13 protein-coding genes are annotated in these 12816 nt (G+C 57.7%); all 13 read right to left on the bottom strand.

What is annotated here, in order from left to right; all coding sequences use genetic code 11:
* Positions 1-45: 45 nt before the first annotated feature.
* The 13 genes from dsdC to RHM56_RS21985 all read right to left on the bottom strand — a co-directional run bounded on the left by dsdC (position 46) and on the right by RHM56_RS21985 (position 12810).
* Positions 46-990 (bottom strand): DNA-binding transcriptional regulator DsdC, encoded by a 945-nt coding sequence (gene dsdC, locus RHM56_RS22045; protein WP_322236082.1) that lies wholly within the window; start codon positions 988-990, stop codon positions 46-48.
* 74 nt (positions 991-1064) lie between these two features.
* Complete coding sequence (gene dsdA, locus RHM56_RS22040) at positions 1065-2417, bottom strand: D-serine ammonia-lyase (protein ID WP_322236080.1); 1353 nt, start codon at positions 2415-2417, stop codon at positions 1065-1067.
* A 229-nt stretch (positions 2418-2646) separates the two neighbouring features.
* Positions 2647-5061 carry a TonB-dependent siderophore receptor gene (locus RHM56_RS22035; RefSeq protein ID WP_322236078.1) on the bottom strand — a complete coding sequence of 805 codons (2415 nt, stop codon included), beginning with the start codon at positions 5059-5061 and terminating at the stop codon, positions 2647-2649.
* Between the two features lie 111 nt (positions 5062-5172).
* A complete protein-coding gene (locus RHM56_RS22030; RefSeq protein WP_322236076.1) occupies positions 5173-6120 on the bottom strand; it encodes a FecR domain-containing protein in 948 nt (315 codons plus the stop codon).
* Positions 6120-6620 (bottom strand): sigma-70 family RNA polymerase sigma factor, encoded by a 501-nt coding sequence (locus RHM56_RS22025; protein ID WP_322236074.1) that lies wholly within the window; start codon positions 6618-6620, stop codon positions 6120-6122. The genes RHM56_RS22030 and RHM56_RS22025 overlap by 1 nt, the downstream gene beginning before the upstream one ends.
* 269 nt (positions 6621-6889) lie before the next feature.
* On the bottom strand, positions 6890-7666 hold the full coding sequence (locus RHM56_RS22020; protein WP_322236072.1) for a hypothetical protein: 777 nt from the start codon (positions 7664-7666) through the stop codon (positions 6890-6892).
* A gap of 13 nt (positions 7667-7679) precedes the next feature.
* Positions 7680-8507: a phosphatase PAP2 family protein gene (locus tag RHM56_RS22015; RefSeq protein ID WP_322236070.1), complete on the bottom strand. Its 828-nt coding sequence runs from the start codon at positions 8505-8507 to the stop codon at positions 7680-7682.
* Between the two features lie 52 nt (positions 8508-8559).
* A complete protein-coding gene (locus RHM56_RS22010; protein WP_322236068.1) occupies positions 8560-9402 on the bottom strand; it encodes a MipA/OmpV family protein in 843 nt (280 codons plus the stop codon).
* Between the two features lie 72 nt (positions 9403-9474).
* Complete coding sequence (locus RHM56_RS22005; RefSeq protein WP_322236066.1) at positions 9475-10509, bottom strand: DUF1254 domain-containing protein; 1035 nt, start codon at positions 10507-10509, stop codon at positions 9475-9477.
* Positions 10510-10666: 157 nt separating this feature from the next.
* Positions 10667-11650, bottom strand: a complete 984-nt coding sequence (locus tag RHM56_RS22000; RefSeq protein WP_322236064.1) for a helix-turn-helix domain-containing protein — start codon at positions 11648-11650, stop codon at positions 10667-10669.
* Positions 11651-11889: 239 nt separating this feature from the next.
* Positions 11890-12129: a pyocin S6 family toxin immunity protein gene (locus RHM56_RS21995; RefSeq protein ID WP_322236062.1), complete on the bottom strand. Its 240-nt coding sequence runs from the start codon at positions 12127-12129 to the stop codon at positions 11890-11892.
* Between the two features lie 91 nt (positions 12130-12220).
* Entirely contained in the window at positions 12221-12454 is a 234-nt protein-coding gene (locus RHM56_RS21990) for a hypothetical protein (protein WP_322236060.1), read from the bottom strand.
* Positions 12455-12570: 116 nt separating this feature from the next.
* Positions 12571-12810, bottom strand: coding sequence for a pyocin S6 family toxin immunity protein (locus RHM56_RS21985; RefSeq protein ID WP_322236058.1), 240 nt, complete (start codon positions 12808-12810; stop codon positions 12571-12573).
* Positions 12811-12816 lie beyond the last annotated feature (6 nt).

Below are 12816 nucleotides of genomic sequence, written 5' to 3'. Positions count from 1 at the left end.
AAAAACGCCCCGATTGGGGCGTTTTTTTTGTGCGATTTTTGGCCCCTAGAAGGCTGTTTCTTGCGCACATTCACGCAACCAATTCATAAACACCTGCAAGCGTTTCGCAATGGCGTTCAGCGGCGGGTGTACCAGGTAATAGTCGTAAGGGCCGCACTGGCTGAAACCGCCGAAAGGCAGCACCAGTTCGCCGCGATCTACACGCTTTTGCACCAGTTGCTGACGACCGATGGCAATGCCCGCGTGGTTTATGGCGGCGGTTACGCTCAGGTCGGAGCGGTCGAAGGTCAGGGTCCGTTTGGGCAATGCCGCGAGCAGGTGGTGCTGCTCGGCCCACAATGACCATTCGGCATCAAAGGCGGCGTGGTCCCAGGCCAGCGAGTCGTGCAGGGTGGTGCAGTGCCGCAGGTTGTCCGGGTTTTCTTGCAGGCCATGACGTTGCGCATATTCAGGGCTGCACACCGGGGCCAGACGTTCTTGCATCAAGCGGTAGCTGGTGAGGCCGGGGAATTCGCCATTGGCGTAGTACAGGGCCAAGTCGATTTTGCGGGTGCGAAAATCGATGTTGTCATTGCCGACCCGCAGGTCGAGTGAAACCAAGGGGTAACGGTCGATGAAGTCCGCCAGCCGCGGCACCAGCCAGCATTGAGCGATCGAAGGCCTGACATACAGCGCGATGGACCCGGCAATTTCGGCCTGTGATGACGGTTCCAGCGCTTCGGACAGTTCGCCCATCGCGCTTTGCAGAATCTCGAAAATGCGTTTGCCTTCGTCAGTCAGGCTGATCTGTCGGGTCAGACGCTCAAACAGTTTCATCGACAGCGCCGTTTCCAGTCGGCTGATGCGGTGGCTCACGGCGCTGGCGGTGACGCACAGTTCTTGCGCGGCGCGGGCAAAGCTCAGGTGCTGGGCGGCGACCAGAAAGGTGTGCAGGTTGGCAAACTGGCTGCTGTTGAGCCTGGAACTGATACGCGGAGGAAGGTTGAGCACGGCAGTTTTCCCTAGGCTAAACATTCCGGAAGTGGCAAACGGTGCATCTTGCCACATCCGGTTTTGCGCTTGAATCAGCCCTTGCTCAGCAACTCACGGCCCTTGGCCAGGTACGCGTCCATCTCCTCGCCAGGTACCATGCTGCCGCCGGTTGCCCACACCAGATGCGTGGCTTGCGCCCAGTTCTGAAGGTTAAGACCTGCGCGCTGCCAATAGCCTTGCTGGTCAGCCAGTACCCTGGCAATTCCGGGCACGCCCGCTAACGCCGAAGGCTCAAGGCGCAATCCTTCGTGGCGCTCCATCAGGGCCAGCAAGCTGTACATTTCGTCGTCACTGACGGTGTAAAAACCATCCAGTAAACGTTGCATGGCTTTGCCGACAAAACCTGACGCGCGGCCTACGGCCAGACCATCAGCCGCCGTCACGTTATCAATGCCGAAGTCCTGCACGCTGACTTCGTCATGCAGCCCGGTGTAGACGCCCAGCAGCATGCACGGTGAGTGCGTCGGTTCGGCGAAGATGCAATGCACGGCATCACCGAATGCCAACTTCAAGCCGAAGGCCACGCCACCCGGCGCGCCGCCCACTCCGCAAGGCAGGTACACGAACAAGGGATGTTGCGCGTCTACGGTGATGTTGGCTGTCGCCAACTGCGTTTTCAGACGCTCGGCGGCCACCGAGTAACCGAGGAACAGGTTGACCGAGTTTTCATCGTCGACGAAATGGCAGGTCGGATCGGCCTCTGCCTGCTGGCGGCCCTGAGCAACCGCCACGCTGTAATCAGAGGCGTATTCAATGACCTCCACGCCATGGCAACGCAGCGTGTCTTTTTTCCATTGCCGCGCATCGGCCGACATGTGCACCGTGACCTGAAAGCCCAGTGCGGCGCCCATGATGCCAATCGACATGCCGAGGTTGCCCGTCGAGCCGACGGCAATTTTGTACTGCCCAAAAAAGGCCCGCGCTTTGTCGCTGTCGAGCAATGCGTAGTCGTCATCGAGGGTTAACAACTCAGCAGCCAGCGCCAGGTCTTCGGCGTGCTTGAGCACTTCGTAGATCCCGCCACGCGCTTTTATCGAGCCCGAAATTGGCAGATGGCTGTCACGCTTGAGCCACATTGCACCGGGCAGGGGCTGGTCATAGCGCTCGCTCAGCACGTGCTGCAGATGCGGGATCGGCACAATGTCCGACTCGATAATGCCGTTGTTGGCGACGGTCTCGGGAAACGCACGTTGCAGGTAAGCCGCAAAGCGGTTCAGCCGAGCGCTGGCATCGGCAACGTCAGCGGCAGTCAGCCCCACATCGCCGATGGCTTGTGCGACCGGCGTCACGCCGGGGTTAAACCACGTGGTGGGTTGCAGCGCTACCAGGTGGCGAATCAGCGGGTAATGGGTGTACCAGCTTTCACGTGTTCTTCCCAAAATCATGGTGGGTCCCTTCAAGCGATCAGGTGCAAAGTACGGGTTGAATCAAACAACGCGCGGCGGCACGGCTAACGGCACCGAAGTCACTTTGCTTTCAACCATTAGAAGGCATGGCACAGGAGGCTGACAAAGGATGGATCATCAGGGGGTAGATGACGTGAGGTCATCTGTAGCGAGCGTGCCTCGCGATCTTTTGATTGTTTAAAGACCGCGAGGCAGGTTGCGCAGGGGGTTAGAAATCCCAGCGCGTGGTGACCATTACGTTGCGCGGGTCGCCGTAGTAGGCCGAGGTATAGAAGCCGATATTGGTGTAATACACCTTGTCGAACAGGTTGTTGACGTTGAAGGTCGCTGACAGGTTCTCGGTGAGTTGATAGCGCGCCATCAAGTCCACGAGCCAGTACGGGTCTTGGGTGAATTTTTCCGAGCTTCTTTTGCCGCTGTTGTACAGCGTCTGCCATCCAGCACTCTGCCAGCGTGCGCCGCCGCCGAGAGTGAGTTTGTCTAGGTTACCCTTGAGTTTGTAGCTGCTGTAGAAACTCAATTGGTCTTGCGGCTCCCAGGTCGAGACTTTTTCGTCAGTGTCGTTCTCGCGGGCAATTTTGTGTGTGTAGCCTGCTTGCAACTGCCAGCCAGGGCTAAGTTCGCCGGAAATCTCTGCTTCGTAACCTTTGGTTTTAGTCTTGGCAGACAGGTACGCAATGTCGTTGCCTGGAATCGCGTTGAAGAGTGTGTCTTGTATCGGCCGGTTGTTTTCATGCACTTCGAAATAGGCGAGGCTGGTGTTCAGGCGGCCTCCGTAAAATTCGCCCTTGATGCCCAGCTCATAGTTCTTGCCTTCGTTGGGCTCCAGCATTTTGCGGGTACGGTCCAGGTATTCGGTGTGCGGCTGGAAAATCTCGGTGTAGCTGGTGTAGGCGGAGAAGTTGTCGTTGAGGTCGTACACCGCGCCTGCATAAGGCAGGACTTTACCGCTTGCCCGGCTGTCTCGGGTGCCAGTGACTTGGTAGTTGGCGACGCGCGTGCCCAGCAACAGGTGCAGGTCATCCATCAGGCTGAAGCGACCGGCGATGTAAGTGCCCGTCTGGCGCGTTGTAACGTCGTTGATGCGGGTGGGCTGATTCCACTCGGGCTCGATGGCTTCACCATGCCACTGGTAGAAATCGTACGAGTTGTCGAAATAGGTGGCTCTGCCGTAGTCCTTACCTTTCCATTTGGCATTGGACAAGGACTGGCCTACCACCAGTTGGTGTTCTCGGCCGAGCAGTTCAAACGGCCCCGAAGCGTACACGTCCAGGCTGTCACTGGTGGTTTTGCCGGTGTACTTTTGCGCCCAGATGGAGCTCTCGGTAGCAGAGTCTTGAGAGATATAACCCAAAGGTGCGTCGTAGCCGTTGATCTGATGGTTGTACTGCGCTTTGGTCACCCAGCCATTGGCAAAGTTATGTTCGAGGGTCGCGAATACCGTGCGGCTGTACTGCGCCCAGGAACTCCACTTGGGGCCGTTGTTGAACGAGCGGGGTACATCCAGACGGTTGCCAACGGCATCAAACACCGTACGAGAGCCTGTCCAGCTTGAGCCTTTTGGATCGCTGTCCAGATAGTCCGCACCCAAAGTCAGCAGAGTGTCTTCATCCAGATCAACTTCAAGAATGCCGTAGTACACGCCGGTCTTGCGTGAGTAGTGGTCGAGAAACGATTGCTTGTCCTGGTAGGCCGCGACTGCCCGGCCACGCACATTGCCGGTTTCGGTCAAAGGGCCGCTGACGTCAACTTGGCTGCGGTAGTTGTCCCAGGAGCCAGCGCCGAGTTCGATGTTGCCCTGAAAGTCGGCAGTGGGCTTTTTACGAATCAGGTTGATGGTACCGCCTGCGCCGCCCGCACCGGTGAGCAGCCCGGTCGCGCCTTTGAGCACTTCGACCCGATCATAAATGGCCATGTCACTCAGCGTCTGGCCCGCCGAATATTGGGTGTCCCGCAGGGTTGGAATGCCATCGTATTGAAAATTCACGATGGAAAAACCGCGTGAATAGTAGTTGGTGCGCTCGGAGTCGTAGGTCGATACGGTGATGCCCGGCGTGTGGCGCATCACATCATCAATGGAATTGAGCCCGAAATCGTCCATCACCTGACGGGTCACCACTGAAATCGACTGCGGGGTTTCTCGTGGGGTTAACACCAGACGCGTGGCCGTGGCGATGGTGCCGGGTGTGTAAGACCCAGTCCCTTCGGTAACCGACCCCAACTGGTTGGTGGTGACTTGAGTGGCCCCCAACTCCAGTGCGGCTTCGGACGGGCGAGCAACCAGCACATAGCCCCCATTGCTCTGGCGCTCGGCTTGCAGGCCGCTGTGGGCGAGCAAGCGCTCCAGGCCTTCTTCAACGCTGTATGAGCCCTCTAGCCCGTCGGTTTTGAGGTGGCGAGCCTGTTCCGTGTCGAACGAAAGGGTCACTCCCGCTTGCACGCCAAATTGAGTCAGCGCCTTGCCCAGCGGGCCTGCGCCAATCTGATAGACCGTCTGGCTTTGCGCACACGCTGGGGTCGGCATCAGCGCCAGACCGGACAGGCTGGCGAGAGACGCGCCAAACACCGCCAGCCGAACAGCGCGCGTTATCTTTGTTGGGGCATTGAGAGGAAGCGGGGGCATCGGGTGATCCTTCCGTTAGTCTGGCAGAGAGCCGCTGTATTCGCGGTTTGTGTCAAAGACGGATGAGAATCAAAATCAGCAAGGCTGTTTGCTCACTTTTTTGAATTGAGTTCATGCAGGCTCGATGCTGGCCCAATAACGCGTCATATAGCGCACCTTGACCGGCAAGGTTTTGCTCAGGTTTTGCAGCACAGTGTCGGTGTCATCAATGCGAAAAGCCCCTGAAATACTCAACCCTTGAACCGCCGGGTCGCAGCGCAGCACGCCTGGGCGATAACGCCCCAACGCTTCGACAAAGTCGCCCAGCCGCCAGTCGTCCACGCTCAACATGCCCTGTACCCAGGCCGTCGACCCGGCAGGCAAGCGTTGAATCTCGTCGACTTCATCGCGATCAAACGTGACTTGCTGCCCGACCTCTAGGCGCACAGGCCGCTCGACATGCTGAAGCGGGCGTACTTCAACGGCGGCTTGCAGCACGCAGACGCGTGTTTGCTCGGGCAATTGGCGCACGCTAAAACGGGTGCCGAGCGCCCGAACGCTACCGTCAATGGTGTGAACGACAAAGGGGCGAGGGTCCCAGGCTTTGGCGGTCTGGACCAGCATCTCGCCCTGATACAACTGGATATGCCGCTGCTCTGAGTCAAAACGAATATCCAGCGCCGTGTCGGCGTTCATGTCCAGTTGTGACCCATCATCCAGGCGCAGCGAGCGGCGTTCACGCCTACCTGTACGTTGCTCAGCGAGCATTGCGCGATACGGCACCTGCTCCACGGCCAGCCATGAAGCGCCCCCCACGGCCACCAGCATGCTCAGTATTTTCAACACATCGCGGCGCTGCGCCTTAGCGGCGCCCAAGCTGGATAACGCCGCTTGCTTAGGCATCATCGACCATTGCTGTTGCAGCGTTTCGACGCGTGCCCAAGCCGCCGCATGCTGCGGGCTGGATTGCAGCCACGCCTGCCAAGCCCGGTGTCGGGCCTCACTGACCGTTCCGTCATTGAGTTGCACATACCAGGTGGCGGCGGCTTCGAGCGTTTTAAGATCCAAAGAACACGGCATCACTGTTCGACCAGCAACAGGCAGCGGGTCATCGCGCGAATCAGATGATTTTTAACCGTCGTCACCGACACCCCAAATCGCTCGGCGGCTGCCACATACGTCAGTCCTTCAAGCTGAACCGCCAGAAAAATCTCCCGCGTCCTGGGGCCCAATTCATCGAGCAGCGTATCGATTGCAATCAGCATCTCGATGATCGACAAGCGCACCTCTGGCGAAACCTCCACCGGTTCGGGCCTCTGAGCCAGGGCAAACAGATAAGCCTGCTCAATGGTGCGGCGGCGAGACTTGTCGATCAGCAGCGAACGGGCAATCGCGCTGAGATAGCCACGCGGCTCGCGGATCGGCACATCAACGCGGGCCGTCATCACCCGCACAAACGTATCCTGAGCCAAATCCGAAGCATCGGCCGCATTACCCAGGCGCACGCGCAACCAGCCTTTCAGCCAACTGTTGTGTTCGCTGTACAACTGATGAAGCGCTGAATGATCGAGCGACGACATGAGAGAGTCACCAAAAGCGTAAATGGTAATCGCTCTCATTGTCGTGATGGCACGCCAGTAATGCAAGGGGGGAGGGGCAACTACCTTGCGGACTGTCTGCACATCCCCCGTAGCAGTTGACGAGCTTTGCGAGGCTACGTTCGACTGTGAAACAGTCGTAAATCAGATTGTCGCGGTCTTTCAGTTAAACCGTGGTTTCAGGGTTTACGATCGCTGCGCAATCGGACGTAGCCTCGCAGGCTCGGCAACTGCTACGGGGGTGCAAATTCCTAAAACCGTCCGCTAATCCCCAGCAGCGGGCCTTTTTGCACGATGTCGTACACAAAACCGTCGTTGCGATAATTCACGCCCATGGCCCGGTAGCCGGCCACCGCCGAAAAGCCGGGTGTGAATTCCCAGCCTGCCAGCGCTGCCACGTCCCAGTCTTCACGCGATTGCCCGGCACCCACCATGCCCCAGGAAGATAACCAGAACCGCTCATTGAGGGCGTAGCGCCCCCGCAGTCCGACCATGGCGTCTGCCCAAGTGGCGTTGTCAGAGCCAGAACTCCTCGCCGTCTGCCCACCATGAAGGGTCAGGGTGGTGCTGCTGTACCAGACGCGCACGCCGCCCGCGACGTCGACCCGATAATCGTCATCGCCGAGCACCGTATAGCCGCCGCCCAAAAATCCTGATGCTGTTTTGCTCTCTACCTCCAGCTTGGACCCTGTGGGCAGACGATTTCGGGTGTCGGTTTCGATGTACATCAGGTCGGCGAGCACGCTGTAAGGCCCGCGCCGCGCTTCGCCCATGAACATCACCGACATATCGACGGTACGCGCGATGTCAGAAAAGTCGGACTTTATAAACGTCGTCCCGGTGCTTTTGTGGCCGACGTGCCCGCGGATCCCGGCGCCCCACAGATAAGGCCCGCCGTTGAACTGCCACTCATCGCTGTCTGCCGCGTTGGCGACAGTCGGCAGGCCGCTTGCGGCGCTCGCCAAGGCCCCACACAGCAGGGCCAGGCGAGCGTGTTTGCGCCGCAACCTAGTGTTACTGAGCTTCATGGCGCCTCCCCGTTCAGTGCTGCGTCAACGAGAGCGCAACACCCTCGGCGGCGCAGTCTTCTGTCGGTTTATTGGCTGCCTTTTGCGCCACCTGGATTTCTTCCTTCGCGGCTGCCAAGTCCTTCAGGAACGCCGGATTGCTGTGCAGGCTGGCCACGGTGGCGGCGCCCATGATGCGCCCGGCATCCACGTCGCTTTGCCAGTGGGCGTTGCAGATGACGCGGCTTTGGCCATACGCCAGGCCGCGGGTCATCAGTTCGGTGGCGCGTGCCGGGTTCACCTCTGCGAGGATCAAGCCCCAGGCCCAACCTGCCGCCGAGTGACCGGAGGGCCAGGAACCGTCGGTGCGCAGCAGCGCTTCCATGTCTTTGCGGCAGGTGCCTTCGTCATGCACCACAAAAGGACGGGTGCGGTTGTAGGCGTTTTTCCCGGCATACGTGGAGCCACCGGCATCCGTCAGCGTGCGCTGCATCAAGGTGTAAAGATGCGGTGTGGTCTTCTCGCTGATCTGCGTCCCCATCGCACACGAGAACGTGTTCGCCGGGCCCGGGAATGCTAGCTCGGCATCCGTTGCCGCGAGTTTCTCCCGGGCCGTGCCGCGCAGTGCCAGCGCCGCCTGCCGTGCTTCTTCATCTCGCGCCAGCGCCGCAGAGTCTGGTTTGGGCGGTGCGCCGAGCAACGCCAGGCGCAGCGGCAAATCCGCCGGGGTCAGGTAGCCCGGAGCCAGCTTGAAATGAGGATCCGTGATCTTGGTGGCCGCCTCTTCGGCAAGCACCAGCCCCGACCACAGCAGGCCAGTCAGGGACACGGTCAGCCCCAACTGCTTATGTCGTTGTTTCATCGTGTATTCCCTTGTCTGTCCTGTCGCGGATGGCAGCGGCGTGAGCGGTTAATCAAAACGAGTACAGCGCGTTCAGATAGGCACCTGCGCCCACCTTTTCACCTGTGAGCGGGCTGTTGCGAGCATCGGAGACCAAGGCGTAGGTCTTGATCCCGCCTTCCAGTGCGATTTGGGGTTGCCATTGCCAGGTGAGGCCCAGCTTCAAGGTCACGTCGCGCATCCCGCCACCCGGGTGGTATTCCTCGAATTGGGTGCGTGCCGCTTGTTGAGCTGTGACGCCGAAGCGCGCCATCATGTCGTTCTCATTGCTCCAGGTGCCGTACAGCGTCGAGTCCAGAGTCAATGTCGAAGACAGCGCGTAAGCCGTGGCAAAACCGGCTTCAAGGTACGCGGTGTGGCCCAGACGCTCGCCCCCGTAATTGCGGTTATCGCTTGAGCGCAGGCCGCGAACAAACAGGCGGCCCGCTGGCAGCGTCCAATACGCTTCAGCCCCGACCAGCGCAGTGCTGTCCAGGTTGCCCATGCCCCGCAGATAGTCATCACGACCGTCCAGGGTGTGGATTCTTTCCTTGCGGCCTTGGTCATAACCGATCAACAGCGCAAACCCGAAAGGCGACAACCCCGGCAAGTCCCAACGCAAGCCCTCAGGGAACGCCGCGCTAAACGTGCCCCATTCTTGGGTCGGCAGCACGGCCTTCAATTTCAGCGACGGGAACGCCGCGTAGTGCGACGAACCTTCGTACAGCGGGCCGACACCAATGCCGCCACCCACGGTCACGGACGGCTCACTGGCGTCGTCTGCGTAGACCGGCAGCACCATCGCCAATGTGAGCATTGCACCTGTCATGAGTGTCACGGGATGCTTGAGAAAGTTTGAACCGCCGAGGGTTGTCATTGCTTCTTTCCTTGGGTGTAAAACCAAACGTATGGGCGTGTGTGCAGGGTTATGAAAGTCGGGCGTTGCTCATTAGCGGGCGACAAGCTGCGGCTTTGGGAAGCTCCATTGGCCATTCAGTAGTTGTTCGCTCGGCTGATAAAGCCTGACGGTGTAGTTCCAGCCAGGCGTGGTAGGCAGGCAATTGGCGATCTTCGCGTCGCAGCCGCCGAACTGGATGACAATCGAGCCGTCCTCACTTTTCTTGGCGGTGAGGTTGTTCAGCGAATAGGCGTCTTCGGGGTTCTTCTGGAAGTAACCGTCGGCGTTATAAACACTGACCGACCAAAAACCATTGACCGGGACTTCTCCAACTTTCAGGCGGTAAACGGCGTGCCCATCGTTCTGCGGCATCACGCCGCCCAGGTAGATAGCGTCCTTGGCCGGGTTGCCGCCCCATCCCGTGGCCGTGCCGATCAAGTGATGGATCGGATTGACTGTGCCCTTGGGGCCAAAGGACTGGTTGTAGTCAGGAATCGTCGAACCCAGGACTTCCAGAGCCTCACGCACTTTTTTCTGGCTCGTCTGATCCCACTTAGGGACTACAAACTCCCCAACCTTGGCCTGGCTGACCGTCATTGCATCCTGCAGTGCATGGACCTTTTCAAGGTCTTTACGATCTGCGGGATCGAAGAAGGTGCGCACAGCCACAAATACATAACGGGTGCCGACGGACTCTTTGGTCAGTGTCTGGCGGCCGGCGCCGTAAGCGACGAGGGGCACGTAGTGATCTTCATTGATCACCGCCATCGACATGAAACGCCCATCGGCTTCAGGCAAGGTGATCGTGACGGGGCCTGCATCGAGATCGAACACCGCTGACGAATAGAGCGTGTCCCGATTCATACGGACCACATTTTGGGCGTCGATGGGCACGGCTTCGCGGCTGTGAACAAACCGGCCCAAACTGCCAGTTGCCACCATTTTCCCCAAATAAAGGTCGGACTCAGCACGGGCAAAGTTATCCACACCCACCGGTATCGCCGCCTCTGGGGATGACTGAGCGTTCGCACTTCCAACAACTGCCAGCGCCATGGCAAGGATGCAGACCGCGGATGAAGGGGACATTTAAACCTCTTGGTTTATAGGTTGGCGTTAGTTTTTTGACTGTATAAGAACGCCTTGGCGCAAACTTGCCATTTGGTGCCAAAAGCAATGCGAGCGCGCACGCGAGAGCCGCCCAGCAAAGGGGCACGTGTTGTGTGGGAGGGGTTAGGCGGAGGGGTTAACGGTCTTGTTTCAAGAGGGTGCGATAGTGCGACGGCGGGCTGCCCGTCCAACGCTTGAAGGCGCGGGTAAAGTGCGCGGGATCGCTGTAACCGACCATGTAGGCAATTTCGGTCGCGCTGTATCGGGCGCTGGCAATCAATTGCATGGCTTCACTGCGACGTGTCTCGTCACGTAATGCGTCGAAGTCGATGCCGCAATGTTCGAGACGCCGCTGCAGTGTCCGGGCCGACAGTCCAATTTTTCTTGAAATAGTGACAAGTTTGGACAGTTCCTGATCCGCTACCTGCTGGACGAGCGCGTCAGCGGCGTCGGCGGTTGACTTCAAGGCTTGGGTGGTTTTCCAGGCACTGTCTCGACCGGGCTGTAGAGGAATCTCGAGCAACTCACGATCAAATTCGATCATGTTGTACTCAGCGTTCATCACCAGATTCGGCCCCAGATACTCCTCAAGCGCCTCATCGCCGCGCTCCCTCGGGTTTTTCAGATGCACACGAATGGCACGAGGCTCACCGGACATCAGCGGGATTTTTCTCAGCAGCGCCAGCGTGCCCAAAATCACCTGCTTCGGGTCGGCCCCGTGGTGCCCGTTAAAGTGATGAATCAGCTTCGTCACCCGGCCTTCGGTGATGATCTTCACGTCACTGCCTTGATGCAGCAAATCCGTATGCACTGCCGCCAATGCACACGCCTGAGCAAGATTGGTCGAGCCCAGCACCCATTCGCCCCAGACACCGAGCGAACGCACCTCAATCAAATGCCCCACCGACGCCCCGGCAAACGGGTCTTGGGTGACCGCCGCCATCTCATTGGCAATATGAAAACAGGCCGCGCGCGGAATCCAGGCTTCAGGGTTTTGAAACACCTGCGGGGAAATCCCATAACGCCGAAAAAACTCCAGCGGCGACACCCCGCGCATCCCCAGATAAGGAGCAATTTGCCGAAGCGTACTGAGCTTTATCGAGGGCGCAGCAATCGTCATCGCGTTCATACCTGATCAAAAGGCAAAAAAATCGGCAGGGAGCAGCGGGAACAGGGTGTTTGCGCCTGTTGGCGCGGGTGATGGCACAGTTAACACGATGTTTGTTTCAGGGACAAGGCGGTGGGGGGTGGGAGGTTTTTTTTTGGGGCTGTAGCTATCTCTTCGCCGGTTTCGTGATTGAGCTCGCCCAATTTATTGCTCTTCTTGCTGTACAGCTGAGTTCACAAAAAGCCCAACTATCAGGCCCGCACACCGATATAGAGCTCTAAATCTATTGGCAGAATCTCATTTATTGCTGAAGAAATTTTCCGGATTTGTTCACTGGTTAGTTGCAGCTCACCATCGCATTCGGCAGCTAGGCTTTTCCAGCCAAGGATGTCTAATACTGTTGATTCATATTCAGGAGGGACATCTAGTTCAAACTTGATAGAGCTGTCGTCGCTACCGATTGCGGGAAAACCTGTGATTTCTAAGAACATATTAAGTCGCCGATTATTTTTATTTTAAGCCGCCATTCGATTATTCCATCTACCAGGCTTGGAGTTTATATCAAGCGCATTACCCGATGCGTCAACTCACGTTACAGGTAAGTTGGAATATATATTTATCGTTCTTAAAATGCTTGCCTGCCAAAACCTCAATGCTCGAAAGCTGCGTGTCAGTGAGGTTATAACCCTCGTCGCCTCGCTGTGGTGATGTCCAGTTCATAATTTTTGCTAATTGGGTTTCGCACCCCTCTAGAAGCTCAATTTCAAAGGCGAGAGATTCGCTTTCTTTGTCAAATGCTTCAACAACGTAAATCATGGCTCAACCTCTATTTTTTTATCCGTATCTTTTGTTTGCTCACCTGTTTCGTGATTGAACTAGCCAAGGTTATTACCTTGCTCGCTGTACAGCTGAGTTGACAGTAACCCCGATTATCAGCCTCTCACACTAATATAAAGCTCCAAGTCCATTGGCAGATGCTCATCAATTGCGATACTGAGCTGCTTTACTTGGTCGTTCGTCAGCAACCATTCACCTTCTGGGCTTTCGGCCAAGTTTTTCCAGCTAAGAATTGCCATTACAGCGGCTTCATACTCAGGTTGAACGGTTAGGTCGTATTTCAAAGCGTCGTCCTCATCATCGTCCTTTAAAAATCCACTGATCCATAAAAACATGATTCA

It is taken from the genome of Pseudomonas sp. CCC3.1 (genome assembly GCF_034347405.1).
Lineage (GTDB): Bacteria > Pseudomonadota > Gammaproteobacteria > Pseudomonadales > Pseudomonadaceae > Aquipseudomonas.
This window is presented reverse-complemented; position numbering and strand designations above follow the sequence as displayed.

Excerpts from the sequence above, each read along its gene's own strand:
- RHM56_RS22035 (WP_322236078.1), bottom strand. The coding sequence starts at position 5,061 with ATGCCCCCGCTTCCTCTCAATGCCCCAACAAAGATAACGCGCGCTGTT.
- RHM56_RS22005 (WP_322236066.1), bottom strand. The coding sequence starts at position 10,509 with ATGTCCCCTTCATCCGCGGTCTGCATCCTTGCCATGGCGCTGGCAGTT.
- RHM56_RS22020 (WP_322236072.1), bottom strand. The coding sequence starts at position 7,666 with ATGAAGCTCAGTAACACTAGGTTGCGGCGCAAACACGCTCGCCTGGCC.
- RHM56_RS22010 (WP_322236068.1), bottom strand. The coding sequence starts at position 9,402 with ATGACAACCCTCGGCGGTTCAAACTTTCTCAAGCATCCCGTGACACTC.
- RHM56_RS21985 (WP_322236058.1), bottom strand. The coding sequence starts at position 12,810 with ATGTTTTTATGGATCAGTGGATTTTTAAAGGACGATGATGAGGACGAC.
- dsdA (WP_322236080.1), bottom strand. The coding sequence starts at position 2,417 with ATGATTTTGGGAAGAACACGTGAAAGCTGGTACACCCATTACCCGCTG.
- RHM56_RS22025 (WP_322236074.1), bottom strand. The coding sequence starts at position 6,620 with ATGTCGTCGCTCGATCATTCAGCGCTTCATCAGTTGTACAGCGAACAC.
- RHM56_RS21995 (WP_322236062.1), bottom strand. The coding sequence starts at position 12,129 with ATGTTCTTAGAAATCACAGGTTTTCCCGCAATCGGTAGCGACGACAGC.
- RHM56_RS22030 (WP_322236076.1), bottom strand. The coding sequence starts at position 6,120 with ATGCCGTGTTCTTTGGATCTTAAAACGCTCGAAGCCGCCGCCACCTGG.
- RHM56_RS21990 (WP_322236060.1), bottom strand. The coding sequence starts at position 12,454 with ATGATTTACGTTGTTGAAGCATTTGACAAAGAAAGCGAATCTCTCGCC.
- RHM56_RS22015 (WP_322236070.1), bottom strand. The coding sequence starts at position 8,507 with ATGAAACAACGACATAAGCAGTTGGGGCTGACCGTGTCCCTGACTGGC.
- RHM56_RS22000 (WP_322236064.1), bottom strand. The coding sequence starts at position 11,650 with ATGACGATTGCTGCGCCCTCGATAAAGCTCAGTACGCTTCGGCAAATT.